Source organism: Pontibacter vulgaris (genome assembly GCF_022758145.1).
Classification (GTDB): Bacteria; Bacteroidota; Bacteroidia; order Cytophagales; family Hymenobacteraceae; genus Pontibacter; species Pontibacter vulgaris.
Genome location: NZ_JAJVDH010000007.1, coordinates 249,910 through 267,564, shown reverse-complemented (window position 1 = coordinate 267,564; position 17,655 = coordinate 249,910). Strand labels below are relative to the sequence as shown.

14 protein-coding genes are annotated in these 17,655 nt (G+C 45.8%); 3 read left to right on the top strand and 11 right to left on the bottom strand.

Annotation, left to right across the window (positions count from 1 at the left end; all coding sequences use genetic code 11):
• Positions 1-175: 175 nt before the first annotated feature.
• Genes lepB through LWP20_RS16885 form a run of 6 tightly spaced genes read right to left on the bottom strand, consistent with a single transcriptional unit; the run spans position 176 to position 5,048 of the window.
• A complete protein-coding gene (lepB, locus tag LWP20_RS16910) occupies positions 176-1,276 on the bottom strand; it encodes a signal peptidase I (RefSeq protein WP_242929358.1) in 1,101 nt (366 codons plus the stop codon).
• Between the two features lie 15 nt (positions 1,277-1,291).
• A complete protein-coding gene (dapB, locus tag LWP20_RS16905) occupies positions 1,292-2,008 on the bottom strand; it encodes a 4-hydroxy-tetrahydrodipicolinate reductase (protein WP_242929357.1) in 717 nt (238 codons plus the stop codon).
• Positions 2,005-2,640 carry a DUF5683 domain-containing protein gene (locus LWP20_RS16900; protein WP_242929356.1) on the bottom strand — a complete coding sequence of 212 codons (636 nt, stop codon included), beginning with the start codon at positions 2,638-2,640 and terminating at the stop codon, positions 2,005-2,007. The genes dapB and LWP20_RS16900 overlap by 4 nt, the downstream gene beginning before the upstream one ends.
• Positions 2,641-2,646: 6 nt before the next feature.
• Positions 2,647-3,564 (bottom strand): ParB/RepB/Spo0J family partition protein, encoded by a 918-nt coding sequence (locus LWP20_RS16895; protein ID WP_242929355.1) that lies wholly within the window; start codon positions 3,562-3,564, stop codon positions 2,647-2,649.
• A gap of 13 nt (positions 3,565-3,577) precedes the next feature.
• Positions 3,578-4,360 carry a ParA family protein gene (locus tag LWP20_RS16890; protein ID WP_242929354.1) on the bottom strand — a complete coding sequence of 261 codons (783 nt, stop codon included), beginning with the start codon at positions 4,358-4,360 and terminating at the stop codon, positions 3,578-3,580.
• Positions 4,361-4,367: 7 nt separating this feature from the next.
• The gene (locus LWP20_RS16885; protein WP_242929353.1) at positions 4,368-5,048 is read right to left on the bottom strand and encodes a metal-dependent hydrolase; all 681 of its coding nucleotides are present in this window, start codon (positions 5,046-5,048) and stop codon (positions 4,368-4,370) included.
• A gap of 125 nt (positions 5,049-5,173) precedes the next feature.
• On the opposite strand from LWP20_RS16885, the gene LWP20_RS16880 reads away from it, so the two are divergent.
• Positions 5,174-6,805, top strand: coding sequence for an ABC transporter substrate-binding protein (locus LWP20_RS16880; RefSeq protein WP_242929352.1), 1,632 nt, complete (start codon positions 5,174-5,176; stop codon positions 6,803-6,805).
• Between the two features lie 77 nt (positions 6,806-6,882).
• On the opposite strand, the gene LWP20_RS16875 is transcribed toward LWP20_RS16880, so the two are convergent.
• From LWP20_RS16875 to dinB, 5 genes are all read right to left on the bottom strand, one after another.
• Positions 6,883-7,413, bottom strand: a complete 531-nt coding sequence (locus LWP20_RS16875; RefSeq protein WP_242929351.1) for a DUF6438 domain-containing protein — start codon at positions 7,411-7,413, stop codon at positions 6,883-6,885.
• Positions 7,413-8,012: a hypothetical protein gene (locus tag LWP20_RS16870; RefSeq protein ID WP_242929350.1), complete on the bottom strand. Its 600-nt coding sequence runs from the start codon at positions 8,010-8,012 to the stop codon at positions 7,413-7,415. The genes LWP20_RS16875 and LWP20_RS16870 overlap by 1 nt, the downstream gene beginning before the upstream one ends.
• 103 nt (positions 8,013-8,115) lie before the next feature.
• Entirely contained in the window at positions 8,116-9,951 is a 1,836-nt protein-coding gene (yidC, locus tag LWP20_RS16865; RefSeq protein WP_242929349.1) for a membrane protein insertase YidC, read from the bottom strand.
• Between the two features lie 30 nt (positions 9,952-9,981).
• Entirely contained in the window at positions 9,982-11,595 is a 1,614-nt protein-coding gene (gene pyrG / locus LWP20_RS16860; protein ID WP_242929348.1) for a CTP synthase, read from the bottom strand.
• An 884-nt stretch (positions 11,596-12,479) separates the two neighbouring features.
• Positions 12,480-13,562, bottom strand: a complete 1,083-nt coding sequence (gene dinB, locus LWP20_RS16855) for a DNA polymerase IV (protein WP_262914630.1) — start codon at positions 13,560-13,562, stop codon at positions 12,480-12,482.
• Positions 13,563-13,790: 228 nt separating this feature from the next.
• On the opposite strand from dinB, the gene LWP20_RS16850 reads away from it, so the two are divergent.
• A complete protein-coding gene (locus LWP20_RS16850; RefSeq protein ID WP_242929347.1) occupies positions 13,791-16,235 on the top strand; it encodes a TonB-dependent receptor in 2,445 nt (814 codons plus the stop codon).
• 108 nt (positions 16,236-16,343) lie between these two features.
• Positions 16,344-17,549, top strand: coding sequence for a PepSY-associated TM helix domain-containing protein (locus LWP20_RS16845; RefSeq protein ID WP_242929346.1), 1,206 nt, complete (start codon positions 16,344-16,346; stop codon positions 17,547-17,549).
• The last annotated feature ends 106 nt before the right edge of the window (positions 17,550-17,655 follow it).

Below are 17,655 nucleotides of genomic sequence, written 5' to 3'. Positions count from 1 at the left end.
AGTACCAACTCCTACTAGCTGCACTATGTGTGGAGTAAATGATTTAGATACAGTGATTCTCTTTAAATATACTAAATAAATTATATTGTAATTAATACTGTATTTGAAAGTGAAGTGAAGCCTTAAAACAAGAAAGCCAGGCGGTTGGGCCTGGCTTTCTTGTTTTATAGTCGTATTAGTCAATCATTTTAAACAATCGGCTCCATCGTATCTTATCCAGGAAACCTCCGTTAGGGTCAGCCGACATCCAGATCATAACTGCTTTTCCTACGATGTGATCTTCCGGTACAAAACCCCAGAAACGGGAGTCGAGGGAGTTATGGCGGTTATCGCCCATCATAAAGTAATAGTCCTGCTTAAAGGTATACTTGTTTACCTGTTTGCCATCTATAAACAGCTGGCCGTTACGTACTTCGGCGTTCTTGTTATGCTCGTAGCCAAGTATAACTTTCTCGTAAAGCGGCAAGGTTTCAGGAGTAATAGCTACAGTAGCACCTTCTTTAGGTATGTAGAGCGGCCCGAAGTTATCGGCGTTCCAGTTATACTTACTTGGCACATGCGGGAAAACCTGGGGGTCGCCTTTACCAGCTGCATACTTTATCTGTACTATATCCTTTATAAAGTCTATGCCGGAAAGCTCTTTAATCTTGTCAGGCGTAGCGTGTATCACGTAACCGCCATCTGCAGCTTGTATGTCTGTAATGTCGCGGTCGAAGAAGAACTTCTGGTTCAGCATATTATCTGTTGCCACAAAGTAGTCCGACTGCATTTTCTCCGGGTTTTGTACTGCTTTCCCGTTTATATAAACCTGCATATCGCGCACCTCAATAGAATCGCCAGCAATACCGATGCAACGTTTAATATAATTGGTGCGCAGGTCGGCTGGGTGTTGCTCTTCCGGCGGGTAATTAAACACAACCACATCGTTGCGCTTCACTTCCGAAAAGCCCGGCAAACGGTGCGACTTCAGCTGAATGGCTTTAGAATAGGAGGGGATGTTGGTGCCCCAGATTGTCTGGTGCGTAAGCGGTACCTGCAAAGGCGTAATTGGCGTACGCGGCCCGTAATGCAGTTTGCTAACAAAAAGAAAATCGCCTACCAGTAAAGATTTCTCCATGGATGGCGTGGGTATGGTATAGGCTTCAAACGTGGCCCAGCGTATTAAACTGGCTGCTACAACGGCAAACAGAATGGCATCGCCCCATTCCCTGATAAACCCTTTTTTCTTTTTTGGCTCTTTGGCTACTGGCTTGTTTTCCCAGAACTTTACTTTCATGCAGTTTTGCTATGGTTACAGGTTTAGCATGTCTTTCATACCGAATACGCCTTTGCGGTCTTTCAACCACTCCGCTGCCATTACGGCACCTTCGGCAAAGCCGGCACGGCTATGGGCAATATGGCCCAACTCTAATTGGTCTACTTCAGAGCTGTAAGTAACAATGTGGGTTCCTACCACATCAGGCTCACGCTCCGAAATGATGTTCAATTTAGTTTTTTCTTCCGGATTATCAGCAACCCAGCCATTTAAGTTGGAATAATGCGGCAAAATACCTTCGGCTGTAGTTATGCCTGTGCCGCTTGGCTTATCCACTTTCTGCAGATGGTGTATCTCCCTGATCTCAACGGAATACGCTTTATATGCCTGCATTTTGCTGGCAATGTACTCGTTAAAATGGAAGAAAAGGTTTACGCCAACGCTGTAGTTAGAGGCATAAAAAAAGGCGCCATTGTTTTTGTGGCAAAGCTCAACAGCTTCGTTATACTTATCCAGCCAGCCTGTAGAGCCTGAAACTACCGGAATACCATGCGTCAAGCAATAAGACACATTAGCAAATGCAGCCTCGGGGTGCGTAAACTCAATAGCTACATCTGTGTTCTCAGAAGTATAATTCTGTAAGGTTTCGGCGTTTGTATGGTCTATTGTGCCGGCAATCTGATGTCCTTTGGCAATGGCCATCTGCTCAATGGTTTTGCCCATTTTGCCATAGCCAATCAGTAAAATTCTCATTTTGTTTTAGTATAGAGCGTAAGAGTAAGCCCGGGGGTAAGGCCGGCAGTTGCCGGTATGTTCTGCAGGTTTGGCTGCACGCGCAACGACAGGTTTTCGCCTACATCAAAGTCTTTCATGTGTGCGTGCACGTAGGCTTCTGCAACGTTAAGGCCCCAGGCGCCAACAGATAAAAGTACGGTCAGGTCGCGGTTACGGCGGTAGCCATCGCGCTGCAGACGCAGGTTTGATGTGCCGTTAGAGCGTTGCACGCCAAACGTAGGATCGTTATAGTACTTATCCTGCCTACCGCTGTTTCGGGTAATAAGCGCCTGCCTGTAATCCTGGTATTTGTTGTTGTTATCAATCAGGAAATAGCCCAGCACGGCGCCTGTACCATAAATTATAGGCAACTTCCAGAAACTACCGTTGTAGACCTGGCCGGCCCCGGGAAGTATAGCCGAAAGCAAGGCTGCCTTGGCGGGCTTGTCCCATTTACTCAGGAAAAAGCCTGAGCGCTGCTTGGCTGTATCAGGTACTGCTACCACAGCAGAATCGGGCCCGGCGGTTATTACCTGGCCCAAGGTTTGGTGTGGGGCGAGTTGCAGCAGCAACCCTGTAAGTATAGCTACTATGCCTGAAGCAAGCCTCATCCCGGGTTAGTAATTTAAAATTTCAAGAATACGGTTCAGCTCATCTACCGATACAAACGGAATCTTGATCTCGCCTTTGCCATCGTTGTTGGCTTTAACCTGTATTTTGGTGCCGAACTGAGAAGATAAACGGGTTTCTACCGTTTTGATTTCCTCATCATACTTATTGAATTGCAGTTTATGCTGCGGATCGGGTTTTTTGTTAGCGTTTTGCAGGTTACGAACCAGTTCTTCTACTTTACGAACCGATAATTCCTTGGCAACCACTTCCTTAAAAACATCCAGCTGCTTTTCAATCGTATCGATGTTGATCAGGGCGCGGGCGTGGCCCATGGTAATTACGTTATCGCGCAGGGCGATCTGGATATCCGGCGGCAACTTTAGCAGGCGCAGGTAATTTGTAACGGTGGTACGCTTTTTACCAACGCGGTCCCCCAGTTCTTCCTGTTTCAGGCTACACTCGGTTAATAGTCGCTGGTAGGAGAGGGCAATCTCGATCGCGTTCAGGCTTTCACGCTGAATGTTCTCGATCAGGGCCATTTCCAGCATTTGCTGGTCGTCTGCCTTGCGTATGTAAGCCGGGATAACCTTCAGGCCAGCCATTTTGGAGGCCTGGTAACGGCGCTCACCAGAAATTAACTGGTACGTGTTCTGGTCTAACTGGCGAACGGTAATAGGCTGAATAATGCCCTGAATTTTAATAGACTCTGCCAATTCTTCCAGCGCAGCCTGGTCAAAATGCGTACGCGGCTGGTAAGGGTTGGTCTGTATCTGATCAATAGCTATATCTGCGATGGTATTGACGTCGTTTAAAGTGTTAGAAGATTCCGTTTTACCGGTATACTTGTTTCCCTCTAATAGAGAGCCAAGGCCCCTTCCGAGGCCGCCTTTACGTTTTGCTGTTGAATTGTTGTTATCAGACATGTAAACGGGTAAATTATTTCGCCAGCTCTACGCTGTTCTTCTCTGCAATTTCGCGGGCCAGGTTCAGGTAGCTTACAGCTCCCTTGCTTTCTGCATCGTGCAGAATAGCAGGTATACCAAAGCTTGGCGACTCGCTCAACTTCACATTTCTAGGTATAATTGTATCGAACACCATCTGCTGGAAGTGCGTTTTTACTTCTTCCACTACCTGGTTGCTCAGGCGCAGGCGCACATCATACATGGTTAACAGGATGCCTTCTATAGCCAGTTCCGTGTTCAGGCGTGATTGAATGATCTTGATCGTGTTCAGGAGTTTTCCTAAACCTTCCAGGGCGAAGTATTCGCACTGCACCGGAATAACAACAGAATCTGCTGCCGTAAGGGAGTTTACCGTGATCAGACCCAGCGAAGGAGAGCAGTCGATGATAATAAAATCATACTTCTCTTTCATTGGGGCCAGTGCTTCACGCATTTTCTCTTCACGGTTTGGCAGGTTGATCATCTCAACCTCGGCACCAACCAGGTCAATGTGCGACGGGATCAGGTCCAGGAACTCGATGTTAGGCGAGCGCAGGATCATGTCTTCGATCTTCACATCTTCTACCATGCACTCGTAAATGCTTGTAGTTATACTTGCCGGGTCAAAGCCAAGTCCCGATGTGGCATTCGCCTGCGGGTCAGCATCAACCAGAAGTGTTTTATATTCTAAAGCTGCCAGACTTGCCGCCAGGTTTATGGCCGTAGTAGTTTTACCAACGCCACCCTTTTGGTTAGCAACTGCAATTATCTTTCCCATTTATACTTTATAGGTTAATCGTTTGGCCTATTTCCATTAAAATAAGTTCTTTCTCTGCCATCTGGGCCACTTCTTTTACTTCGTCGTGGTCTACCTTAATGTAAGGGAAAGTATCGTAGTGCATGCCTATAAACTTATCTACCTGCACAAAATCAGCTGCAAGTACAGCGTCGTGAATGTCCATTGTAAAGTTATCGCCTATAGGTAGCAGGGCAAAATCAAGGTCAAACTGTTCCGGTATCAGTTTCATGTCGTAAGTCAGGGCTGTATCGCCGGCAAAGTAAAAAGCCTGGTTTTCAGTTTCCACTACAAAACCGGCAGCGCTTCCGCCATACGTACCATCAGGCAACGAGCTGGAGTGGATAGCATTTACCATTTTAACCGTTCCGAAAGGCAGCGTAACCTTACCACCAATGTTCATTGGGTGGGTTTTTTCTACACCTTTATCGCCGAACCAGCTGGCAATTTCAAAAGTAGCTATCAGCGTTGCGTTATTGTTCTTGGCAATTCGCTCCGCATCCGCTACGTGGTCGCCATGCCCGTGCGATAGCAGGATGTAATCAGCTTTAATGCTGTCAACGTCTATTTGCGAGGCAAGCTCGTTTGGCGAAATGAACGGGTCAAAAAGAAGCCGGTGTTCACCTGTCTGAATTAAGAAGCAAGACTGTCCGTAGTACGTTATTTCCATGATTTCCTGATTCGTGTTTACTTATCTACGCAAGATACTTTAACTTGCACAAAGATACATCTTTTTGACCACATAGCTTGATGCATTTAAGAACACAACGCCTTTTTTTATCCACCATTTTACCCTTGTTATCCACTTTTTTAGTATTGTGCCAGTCGTGTACTGAGGCCACTAAAAGCGGAGAGGTAAAAACTGTTTTCAGGTATAACCAGCCGGAAGCGCTATCCTCGCTGGATCCGGCCTTTGCCCGCAACCAGGCAAATATCTGGGCCAGCACACAACTTTATAATGGCCTGGTAGAGCTGGACCAGGACCTGAAAACCGGCCCAAGTATAGCCAAAAGCTGGGAAGTTTCGGAAGATGGCCGCAGTTATACTTTCTACCTGCGCGATGATGTGTATTTCCACGACAATGCTGTTTTTAAAGGCGGCAAAGGCCGTAAAGTAACGGCAAAAGACTTTGAATATAGTTTTAAGCGCATAGTTGACCCCAAAACGGCCAGCACCGGCGCCTGGATCTTTAACGACAAAGTGCTGACCGACAAGAGCGGCGCTATCTCCGATACGGCTTTTATGGCCGTAAACGACAGCACGTTTAAAATATACCTGAACGAGCCTTTTATCGCTTTCCTGGAAATACTGACCATGCCTTATGCGTATGTAGTGCCGCAGGAAGCAGTGGCAAAGTATGGCAAAGATTTTCGCGCAAACCCGGTAGGAACGGGTCCATTTGTATTTAAGCTCTGGGATGAAGGCAATGCGATTGTGATGCACCGTAACCCGAAGTATTTTAAGAAAGACGAAAAAGGTAAACAGCTTCCATACTTAGATGCTGTGCAGATTTCTTTCATAACCGACAGAAAATCTGAGTTCCTGACCTTTATGCAGGGCAAGCTTGACTTTTTATCAGGTATAAAAGAAGGCTCGCGCGATCTTATACTTAACAACGATGGTACAATACAAGCTGACTTTGCCGGTAAGTTTACAGTACAGAAAGTGCCCTACCTCAACACAGAGTATATCGGTTTTCAGCTCGACCCTGCAAACCTGAAAGATGCCAACCCGGCCTTGCAGGACAAACGCGTTCGCCAAGCGCTGAACTATGCCATCAACAAAAAAGAGATGATCGCATATTTCAGAAATAACATTGGTATACCGGGGCACTCAGGTATGGTGCCACCTTCGTTGCCGTCTTATTCAGAAAAAGCGGTGCCGGGTTATAGTTACAATCCTAAAAAAGCTGCGGAGCTGTTAAAAGCAGCTGGTTATACGTTAGCAAAGCCATTAAAAATGCGCCTGAGCACCGTGGCAGAGCACAAAGAACTGGCAGAATATATGCAGAAAAAATGGGCTGAGGTAGGCGCTAAAGTACAGATTGATATTAACCAGGCACCTGCACACCAGGAAACAGTTGATAATGGCCGCGCTCCCTTTTTTATGAAATCATGGCTTGGCGATTACCCGGATGCCGAAAACTACCTTGCCTTATTCTACAGTAAAAACTTTTCGCCGGCCGGCCCTAACAAAACGCATTTTAAAAACGCCCAGTTCGACAGGCTTTATGAGCAGGCAAACCTGGAGCGTGATGTGCAGAAACGCTGGGCAATTTATCAGGCTATGGACAGAATTATTGTAGAAGAATCTCCGGTTATAGTATTGTATTATGATGAAGTGGTTAGGTTAACCCAGAACAATATTAAAGGCCTGGAGCCTAACCCGATGAACATGCTAAAGTTGGAGCGTGTGCGAAAACTGTAATCACATTCTAGGGATAAGAAAGGAAAAGCCTTACTGAGAAATCAGTAAGGCTTTTTTTATTGTAAGGCTTATGGCATCTACTGTTTGGGTAGCCGTCCTTTAGCTTCTTCTTCTACGAGCTTCATGATCATTTTATGCAGTTTATCCTGAAACTGAATTAATTGCTCAGGGCCGCCTTCTTCCTGTTTTACTTTTTTTACCTGCCTGCCTTTTTCATAAAAAGTTGTGATGGTAGAGGGCATGTCGGACCATTGGGTCAGGTAAGTATCCTGCAGGGTTTTATACTTTAACTGTTGTACATCTTTTCTTAGTATAGCTAAGTCTTGCGGGGCGAGGTATAGCTTCACCGTATCTATTACAGGCACATGGTCCCAGCCGATAAATGTTATACTTCCGTTAGTTGCTATACTTGCTTCATATGCCGGGCAAATACCAAAGCAAGGCGTTTTCTGGAAAAGTATAAAAGGCTCTGCTGGCTTTGTGTCCTGTTTTGCAGTGCTGTTTGCCGTGCTGCTGTTGCAGGCAGGCAAAGCCATAAAAAAAGCTCCGGCAAGTATGAAATTTATTGCCAACACCAGGTTTTTTATAGTTCGCCCCTGTACTTTCATTACCTATCTTGCGTTGTGGTGCCTACCTTCCGGAACTTCCCGTTTTCAAATACAAAGCCCTGAGGCATACAGTTCTGGCATTCTTTATAGTTTACGGTAGTGTCAGTTGGGTTGATGATGAACAGGCGGCTATCGGGACTGTACCTGGCACCCATGCTGCTTTGCACCTTATCCAGCACTTTGCCATTTTCGCGGTCAACTACATAGTGTACCTGGCATGAGGTGCCGCAACCAACAGTTACAACCGTATACTTACCTGCAAAATTTACACCTTGTTTAAGGCCTTCGGTCAGTGCTGTTTTAAAAGTAGCGGCTTCTGTATGGCTTTTATCATCTAACGCTGCCAGCTTTCCCCTATACATGTTAGGTACAGCATAATCTCCACTGTTATAGTATTCCTGTTCAGTAATGCGGTAACGGTCGTAAATACTGGCATTTTCCAGGTTATCAGTCGGTAGTTCTATTGAGTCGCGGGAGAGCTGCTTTTCGAGTTTAGGGTGCGTGCTGGCCAGTGTTTTGTCTTCGTCCTGGGTTTTACCACAGCTCCAGGCAGCCAGCGCCAGCAGGAGTAAGGCTGGCATGTACAGGTTCTTTTTCATAGTCTTTGTTTTGTACCTCTACATACGTGAGCGCCGCAAGTATAGCCAATAAAAAAGCCTTCCCCGGTACTGGGAAGGCTTTTTTATACTTTAAAGCATGTGCTTATTTTTTAGCTTTCGGGTTGCGCTTCTGCTGCTCTTTTTCAGCGGCGGCACGCATTGCCTCCTGCATACGCTCCGTAAAGGACGGACCGGAAGTTTTCTTTTTCTCCTGGCGCTTGCCTTTGTTCTCTTCCAGTTTCGCTCTAACTTTTCCTTCATCCACAAACTGGCGGATCATGGCCTGCTGGCCGAAGGTTACCATGTTAGAAACAAAGTAGTAGAAGCTAAGACCAGCCGGGAAAGAGTTCAGAACGAACATAAAGATAACCGGCATCAGGTAGCTGTAAAACTTCATCGGGCCCTGCATACTTGCATTCATCTGGTTGTTAGACCAGGTATAAAGTATAGTAGATGCCGTCATCAGCAAGGTAAACATACTTACGTGGTCGCCATAGAACGGAATAGTAAACGGCAATTTGGCGAACACATCGTACGTAGAAAGGTCAGTTGCCCAAAGGAAAGCCTCCTGGCGAAGCTCAATAGAGTTCGGGAAGAAGTTGAACATTGCAAACAGGATCGGGATCTGTAAAACCATTGGTATACAACCGCTTAATGGGTTTACGCCCATTTCGTTGTACAGCTTCATGGTCTCCATCTGCGTTTTCTGCATGTCGCCTTCGTTACGCTCTTTAATTGCGTCTATCTCCGGTTTCAGCACCTTCATCTTCGCCATCGATAAGTATGACTTATAGGTTAGCGGGAAGAGGATGGTTTTGATATAAAGTACCAGCAGTATGATAATGATACCGTAGCTGCCAATATAATTCTCCAGGAAATCGAAGGCTGGGATGATTACCCATTTGTTCACATAAGCGAAAATTCCCCAGCCCAGGTCCAGGTTTCTGTTGAAATCATCGCCGATGTGCTTGAGTATCTTGTAGTCGTTCGGGCCGAAATAGTAGGTAAACTCACCTTTGCCAGAAAGTACATCCTGTGTCGGGATGAGGATCTGCGATGAAAGCGTTTTAACAACAGAAGAATCGGCCAGGTTCGTATTTGCCTCCAGTTTTGCGCCTGCAAAGCTGTTTTTAGCGATTATACCCGCCGTAAAGAAATTCTGCTTGTTAGCAACCCACTTCAGCGGCTCCTCAACTGTAGCGTTTTCAGTATTGTCAGAGATAGATAACTTCTCGAAGCTGCCTTCTGCAGAATAGTAATTAATAGTAGATTTAGCACGGTTTTGTTTGATATCGCGCTCCAGTTGCTTCAGCTTATCGTTCCAGGTAAGGGTAATGTTGTTACCGCTGATCTGGTTGTTGAGGCCTTTAAAGTCAAGTTTGTAACCTAGCTCAAAGCTTTTATCAGACAAAGTATAGATCTGGTCGATGTACTGGCCATTGCCAAGCTCGGCTCTGTAAGTAATGGTTTGGGTAGCCTTTTCGCCAGACTTGCCTTTTACAACCTCGGAAGGAGTGAAGTATAGATCAGATAATTTGATCTTTTTGCCATCGTTTGTAGCGAACTCTACATCGGTTTTGCTGCTTTTGCTGTCGAACAGGATAAGCGGCTCGCCTTTGTAGGTTTTATAATTTTTCAGGAGCACTTCTTCTACCTGACCACCTTTGCTGCTGATAGCAACACGGATGTTTTCATTTTCCAGCACGCTCTTACGCGCTTCGCCGGTTGCGGCTGTACCAAAGGCACCCAATGCAGCAGCTCTGCGCGCCTGTGCCAGTGAGTCGTCTTCAGCTACCGGGGTGGTTGGCTGTTGTGCCACCTGCTCCGTTTTAATTGTTGCTTTTTTGTTGGCATCTTCCTTTGGGCTCGAAAAGAAGAAGGAGTAAGCCAGCAGTAGCGCGGCGATCAATCCAAAGCCAATCGCTTGATTTCTATCCATTTAAAAAATATTGAATTGTGTTTGTGTTGCTTAGTTAGATTTACCGAAATTAATGGCCGCCTTTACAAATTTTACGAAAAGCGGGTGTGGGTTAAGTACAGTGCTCTTCAGTTCCGGGTGGTACTGTGCCGCTACAAACCAAGGATGGTTTTGCAGCTCTATCACTTCTACAAGGCCAGTTTCAGGGTTTATACCTGTTGCTTGCATGCCTGCCTGTTCAAAATCGGCTAAGTATTTGTTGTTGAATTCGTAACGGTGCCTGTGGCGCTCCGAAATTTTGCTCTTGCCGTAAATAGAATACGCTTTTGAGCCCTTCTTTAGTTCACAAGTATAAGCACCCAGGCGCATTGTGCCGCCTTTCTGCGTTATTTCTTTCTGGTCGGCCATCATGTCGATGATCGGGTGTGGTGTATTCGGGTTCATTTCAGTTGAAGCAGCATCCTGCAGGCCCAGCACGTTGCGGGCAAACTCTACGGCAGCGCATTGCATGCCTAAACAGATGCCAAAGAACGGAATATTATTTTCACGTACATAGCGAATGGCCTCTAATTTACCTCTGAAGCCACGCTCGCCAAAGCCAGGCGCTACCAGCACGCCATCCATGTTATGTAGCAAAGAGGCTACGTTTTCGTCTGTAACATGCTCAGACTGAATCCATTTAATATTTACCTTACACTCGTTGTAAGCGCCGGCATGTATAAAAGATTCTACTATAGATTTATAAGCATCAGGCAGCTCTACATACTTACCAACTAAGGCTATATTAACTGCAGCAGTCGGGTTTTTCAGGCGGCCCAGGAATTCTTTCCAGCTATCCAAATCCGGATCGGCACGGTGCGGCAGCTTTAATTTGCTTATTACACGCTCATCCAGTTTTTCTTTGCGCATCAGCAACGGCACATCGTAAATTGTTTCTGCGTCCAAAGATTCGATTACTGAATTGATCTTGACGTTACAGAAAAGGGCAATTTTCTTGCGCATTTCTGTTGGGATAGGATGCTCTGAGCGGCAAACAAGTATGTCTGGTTGCACACCTGCTTCCGAAAGGGTTCTTACAGAGTGCTGCGTTGGTTTTGTTTTCAGTTCGCCGGCTGCTTTTAAGTATGGCAACAGGGTAAGGTGGATAACACAAGATTCGTTTACACCCAGTTCCCAGCGCAACTGTCGTACGGCTTCAATAAAAGGCAAAGATTCGATATCGCCCACGCAACCACCGATCTCTGTAATCACGATATCAAATTCGCCTGATTCGCCTAAAAGAAGCAGGCGGCGTTTTATTTCGTCTGTAATATGCGGAATAACCTGCACTGTTTTGCCCAGGTAAGCACCTTCGCGCTCCTGCGTTATCACATGATAATAAATACGGCCAGTTGTAACGTTATTAGCTTGTGAGGTTGGCGTATTCAGGAAACGCTCATAGTGGCCCAGATCCAGGTCGGTTTCGGCGCCGTCTTCTGTTACAAAGCATTCGCCGTGCTCATAAGGGTTAAGGGTACCCGGATCGATGTTGATGTATGGGTCGAATTTCTGGATTGTTACAGAGAAACCTCTTGCCTGCAGCAACTTAGCAAGAGAAGCGGAGATAATACCTTTACCAAGAGAGGAGGTAACGCCTCCTGTAACAAATATATATTTAGTAGCCATAAGTTAGGTTTGGTCTTATGGACTGTAAAGTTACGGGAATATTTTGATTATCCTGATACCTGTTTTTAGTGTTGCTGCTTATGCATAGGGATATCTTTATTAAAATTCAAGTATAGTTTAAGAAGTATTAGCTTAATTCAATTTCTAACAAGAATGTTGGTATAGTTTTATAGTTGAAGTTTATACTTTTCTAAACCAGGCTATCCTTTCATAGTTACTTGTTATCCTGGGAGCTTTACTTGCCTATCGTTTCATTTTATACTTTGGTGCCCTCCCAGGCCGGGCGGCCTCGTTTCTCTGCCTCGCCACTGTGTTCCCTCCTGCCGGGGGTAGGGGCCCTCTTTTCCGCTGCGCTGCGGCTGCCCTAAGCGGGCACCGGATCTCACAAGGCGGCTCAACACAGAAACTGGGATTGATACTACTTAGCTGGCGGCTATGCAACCGAAACCGGGTGTAGGGACAGGTCGCGACCTGTCCAATCTTGGTCTGCAACTATGAAACTATAACTGAGACGATAATAAAGGCAGAAAGTCCCCCTTTGAAGGGGGGCGGAGGGGGTGTCTAAAAGTAACTATGAAACTATACCCCAAAATATAGCACAGAGGAATTCCCCTCCTTGGAGGGGCAAGGGGTGGGTTTATACTTAGGTTGTATAAGATCCCTCGGCTAGCGCTCGGGATGACATGAGAAAGTATAAAATTTTTCCTTCGAAGTCCGGTAACTTCGACTCTCAGAAGCAGAAACTAGGACCAAAAGCTTGCAGGAGCGCACCGAGTTTTAAAAAAATCCTGCCAATCAAAATTGATCTTGTAAATCCTGATTCAGACAAAAAGACGGGGCGAAGGCAAAGTATAAAGCCATAAGATTAACTCTTTACTTTATAACTATAATTCTAACGTAAGCTGATAACCTTCCTGCAGTCGGTCGTGCTGGTAAAGAAGCGAACTGGCGGATATTCCTAAAAGACGTACCGGGTACTGGGGCAATTGCGGCATTCGCAACAAGTCGCGGGCTATGGTAAAAATGGCATCGGCTGTGGCAAACTCACTCCCGAAGGTTTTGCTACGCGTATTCAGGGTAAAATCGAAGTATTTTATTTTAAGCGTAATGGTTTTGGCTGTGGCTTTCAGGCGTTCCATGTCGTGGGCAACCTCTTTGGCTAAGTATAGCAGTTGTTCGAGCATGGTTTCTTCTTCGGCAATGTCGGTTTCAAAGGTTCGCTCCGAGCCAATGGATTTCCGGATGCGGTGTGGCTGTACGTCGCGGTCGTCCTGGGCGCGGGCAATGCGGTAGTAATAGCGGCCGGTTTTACCAAAATGGCGTACCAGTTCTTCCTCGGTTCGCTCGCGCAGGTCGGCCCCGGTAAGTATGCCCATACTTTGCATTTTGGCTGCCGTTACTTTACCAATACCATGAAACTTGCTGATCTCGAGGCTTGCAACCAGTTCTTCAGCTTTATCCGGAGTAATAAGTGTAAAACCGTTCGGCTTGTTCATGTCCGAAGCGATTTTGGCCAGAAATTTATTGAAAGACACACCCGCCGATGCCGTAAGCCCGGTCACTTCAAAAATGCGCTGGCGTATCTGGTTGGCAATTATAGTTGCAGAGGGCATCCCGATCTTGTTCTCGGTTACATCCAGGTAAGCTTCATCCAGCGAAAGCGGCTCCACAAGGTCGGTATACTCATGAAATATTTCCCGGATCTGTCTCGAAACGGCACTGTAAACATCAAACCTTGCTTTTACAAAAATGAGCTGCGGGCACCGCTGGGCTGCAATTTTAGAGGCCAGGGCCGAGTGTACGCCATACTTGCGGGCTTCGTAGCTGGCGGCTGCCACTACGCCTCTTGCCCGTGACCCACCCACCGCCACTGGTTTTCCGCGTAGCTCCGGGTTATCGCGCTGCTCCACCGACGCGAAAAAGGCGTCCATATCTACGTGGATTATCTTGCGGATCGGGTCTTTCAAAGTATAGCGGTTATAGTTACAAAAATACAAAATCTAATGCTGTGAAGAATAAATGATTTTACAGATAGGTAGTACTGTATTGATTATCTTATACTTACCTGCCATGCTTGCAGCTTGCTTCGAGTTATAAGAAAATATTGTTGGTTAAAATTATTTGGAATTAATCTAAATAGTGATTTGCTTTGTCACACTATTTAAAATTAATCTAAATAAACGAAAGCCTAATATATGAACCGGAGCTATATACTTCAAGTGCTATTAAGTTGCGTTTTGCTATTGTTTGCTGTACCTGTAAATGCTGATACAGCCGGCAAAACAGGAAATATCAGGGGTATAGTAAAAACCAGTGATAGCCAGCCTGCTTCTTTTGTTAATGTATCGTTACCTGAACTGAACAGGGGCACGGTTACCGCTGAAGATGGCAGCTTTAAAATTCTTGGCATCAAACCGGGTACGTATACACTTCGTTGCTCATTTGTAGGTCTGGAACCACGCGAGAGCGTTGTAACCATTGTAGTTGACCAGACAACACAATTAGATTTTATACTTACCGAGAGTGCAGCTCAGCTTTCTGAAGTGGTAGTTACCGGAGCCAGAAGTATAAACCGCAAACCTGTAACAGCAGGTAAGATCGCCATTAATCCCATCGATTTGCCGCAAAGTATAGCTATAGTTGGGAGCGAGGTTATCGCCAGCCAGCAGGCATCAAAACTAAGCGATGTGATCAAAAACGTAAATGGCGTATCGATGGGAACAACCCGCGGTGCTACTGCCGAAACCTTTTTTGCCCGTGGCTATAACCTGGGTGCCAATAACATCATGAAGAATGGTGCACGTTCTAACTCAGCTGTAATACCGGAAGCCAGCACACTGGAGCGCGTTGAGGTACTGAAAGGAAGCGCTGCTTTATTATATGGTAACGTTACAGGCGGTGCTGTTATAAACATGGTAACCAAGCAACCTAAGTTCGAATATGGCGGAGAAGTGCAGATGCGTGTGGGTAGCTATAATTTGTATAAGCCAACGGCCGATATTTACGGCCCGATCACCAAAAACCTTGCTTTCAGAGTAATCGGAACAGCTGAAACTGCTGAAAGTTATCGCAATTCTGTAGAGTCTAAACGTTACTACGTAAACCCATCGTTACTTTACAAACTGGGTGCAAAAACCGAGATACTGGTGCAAGGCGATTACCTGAAGCATGACTTTACACCTGATTTTGGTATCGGTACGCTGGGTGGCAAAACCATCTCAAAAGATATTTCCAGATCTGCTTTCTTTAATGCGCCATGGGCCTTTAACAAAGTAGAACAAACCACCACCTCGGCAACTATAAATCATACTTTCAACGATGCCTGGAAACTGAATGTAGTGGGTGCTTATCAAGCTTTCGACCGTAATTATTTTTCTACCGAGCGAATTCAGGCCGATACTGACGGCGACTGGGGCCGTAAACTAACGCGCTCTAAAATTGGAGAGGAATATTACACCGGCCAGGTAAACCTGAACGGCGATTTTAAGACCGGAACTATAAGACACCAGCTTCTAGTAGGTGCCGATGCCGAACAATACATGAACACCAGCCATACTTTCAGAATCGAATCACTGGATAAGAGTGGCGTGTATGACAGCATTAACATCCTGAACCCGACCAAATTTACGCCTCGCACCGATGAGCCTATGACCACAATGCTAACCCGCACCGAGGCGCCAACCTACCGTGTCGGATTTTATGCGCAGAACCTGGTTAGCCTTTCAGAGAAATTAAAAGTATTGGCTGGCTTGCGCTGGTCAGTACAAAAAGTTCCGGTAGCCGATGTATATGACCTGGTTACAGAAGCTAAAGTACCCAATACCACGGCAACAACTAAGTACGACAGAGCCTTTTCGCCGCGTGTAGGTCTCGTCTATCAGCCGGTTGCCTTCATCTCGTTGTTCACCAGCTATTCCAATAACTTCACGCCAAATACAGGCAAGGATATCAAAGGCGAAAACCTGGCACCTTCTATTATCGACCAGTACGAAGTGGGCGTTAAAACAGATCTGCTTAAAGACAAGTTATCGGCAAACGTAACGCTCTATAAAATTAAGAACAACAACCTGGCGCAAATGGCGCAGTTCCTGGCAGATGGCTCGGCAAACAGCGATGCAACTATAAAAGAACTTACCGGCGAAACAACCAGCGATGGGGTAGAAGTTGACCTGAACGGAACGTTAAATAACGGTTTTAGTTTTTGGGGTGGCTATAGTTACAACTTTATGCGCTATACCAAAACATCAGGTAAAAATGGCAGCTACATAGAAGGTGAAAGGCTTGTAAGCAACCCGGCTCATACTGCCAACGGATCAGTGTTCTATACTTTCCAGAGCACGGCACTTAAGGGTTTAAGATTAGGTATATCGGGTTTTTATACAGGCAAGCGCAACGCAGGCTGGAACAAAAACTATGTGGTAAATAAAGAGACCGGCGAAGTAACTATAAACGACCGTTTATTCTCGGTTAACGGTTTTACCACATTCGATATATCGGCGGGCTATACTTACAAAAAAGTGTCGTTACAGGGTAAGCTGTCGAACATCACAAACGAGCTGAATTACTACGTACACGAGAATTATAGCGTAAACCCGATTCCGCCTCGCCAGTTTGTAACCACCTTAGCTTATAAATTCTAGTTTACACTTACATTCTTAAGTATAATTACCAACAGGTGCTGCAAGTATAAACGCAGCACCTGTTAGCATTAGGAGCCTGTACCAAAACCATAACCCAATACCTGTCACATGAAAAATTTCTTCCGGAACATTCACCTATACCTTAGCCTTGCCTGCGGTCTGGTAATAGCTGTGGTTTGTTTTACTGGAGCTGCACTTGTTTTCGAAAAAGAACTGCAGCAAACCATTTACCCCGAGCGCTATAAAGTAGAAGCCGGCCAAAACCGTGTGCCTTTGGAGCAATTGGTAACCGAACTGAAAAGCAAAGTGCCCGGTGCAAAAGTGAACTCCGTTAAAGTATATGACAACCCTACCCGCTCTGTGGAGCTAAGCTATAGTTTGGAGGATGGAACGAAGAAAGCAGAAGTTAAACATGAAGATGGTAGTAAAGGAAAAGAGGAGAAGGGTAAAGGCGAAAAAGGTAAAGGCGGCGGTAGTCAGGCGTTTATGAACCCGTACACCGGCGAACTGATCAGCCTGTACACGCACCGTAACTCGTTTTTCTATACGATGTTTGCGCTGCACCGCTGGCTGCTTGTTGATGAGCCAGGTAAGCTGATCGTGGGTATTTCAACAAGTATGTTTCTGTTTATTATACTTACCGGAATTATACTTTGGTGGCCTAAGAAAATGAAAGCGCTTAAGCAACGCCTTACTTTAAAATTGAACGGCGGCTGGAAACGCATTAATCACGACCTGCACATTGTTATTGGTTTTTACACGGCCATTTTCCTGTTTGCATTTGCTTTTACCGGCCTGGCCTGGTCTTTTGAATGGTTTAACGATGCTATTTATACGGTAACTGGCACTGAAAACAAACGCCCGGAGCCTCCGCTATCTACAGTGCAGGTTGGGGCAACGCCAATCACGTTTGATAAAGCTTTTACGATTGCCAAAACAGAATTGCCAGATGCAGAATTTTATACATTAGGTACAGCCAAAGATTCTGCTGAGGCGATAACTATAACTGCCATGCCGAAAGATGCTGCGCATGAGCGTGCATCAAACCAGATTTACCTCGATCAGTATAGCGGTGCCAGAATTGGGCAGAATTTTTTTGCAGAGCGTAACTTGGGTCAGCGGGTGCGGGCTACGTTTTACCCGGTTCACGTAGGTTCTATTGGTGGCCTGCCCGGCCGTATTATCGCCTTTTTATCGTGTCTGGCCGGTTTCACATTCCCGATCACAGGAATTATACTTTGGATCAATCGCCTGAACAAGCAAAAAAAGAAGAACAGAAAATTTAAGCGAAGCACTTCTTCAGAGCTCGTTTAAGTATAGATTATCATTGCAGCATAGCCCCTGTCGGACATAAGCGGCAGGGGCTATGTTGTTTTATACTTCTGGAGATAGAAATTGCAAGTATAAAGCGGCATCAAAA

What these genes read in the sequence shown, in the direction of transcription:
- lepB (WP_242929358.1), bottom strand. Translation starts at nt 1,276, where the DNA reads ATGAAAGTAAAGTTCTGGGAAAACAAGCCAGTAGCCAAAGAGCCAAAA.
- dapB (WP_242929357.1), bottom strand. Translation starts at nt 2,008, where the DNA reads ATGAGAATTTTACTGATTGGCTATGGCAAAATGGGCAAAACCATTGAG.
- LWP20_RS16900 (WP_242929356.1), bottom strand. Translation starts at nt 2,640, where the DNA reads ATGAGGCTTGCTTCAGGCATAGTAGCTATACTTACAGGGTTGCTGCTG.
- LWP20_RS16895 (WP_242929355.1), bottom strand. Translation starts at nt 3,564, where the DNA reads ATGTCTGATAACAACAATTCAACAGCAAAACGTAAAGGCGGCCTCGGA.
- LWP20_RS16890 (WP_242929354.1), bottom strand. Translation starts at nt 4,360, where the DNA reads ATGGGAAAGATAATTGCAGTTGCTAACCAAAAGGGTGGCGTTGGTAAA.
- LWP20_RS16885 (WP_242929353.1), bottom strand. Translation starts at nt 5,048, where the DNA reads ATGGAAATAACGTACTACGGACAGTCTTGCTTCTTAATTCAGACAGGT.
- LWP20_RS16875 (WP_242929351.1), bottom strand. Translation starts at nt 7,413, where the DNA reads ATGAAAGTACAGGGGCGAACTATAAAAAACCTGGTGTTGGCAATAAAT.
- LWP20_RS16870 (WP_242929350.1), bottom strand. Translation starts at nt 8,012, where the DNA reads ATGAAAAAGAACCTGTACATGCCAGCCTTACTCCTGCTGGCGCTGGCT.
- yidC (WP_242929349.1), bottom strand. Translation starts at nt 9,951, where the DNA reads ATGGATAGAAATCAAGCGATTGGCTTTGGATTGATCGCCGCGCTACTG.
- pyrG (WP_242929348.1), bottom strand. Translation starts at nt 11,595, where the DNA reads ATGGCTACTAAATATATATTTGTTACAGGAGGCGTTACCTCCTCTCTT.
- LWP20_RS16850 (WP_242929347.1), top strand. Translation starts at nt 13,791, where the DNA reads ATGAACCGGAGCTATATACTTCAAGTGCTATTAAGTTGCGTTTTGCTA.
- LWP20_RS16845 (WP_242929346.1), top strand. Translation starts at nt 16,344, where the DNA reads ATGAAAAATTTCTTCCGGAACATTCACCTATACCTTAGCCTTGCCTGC.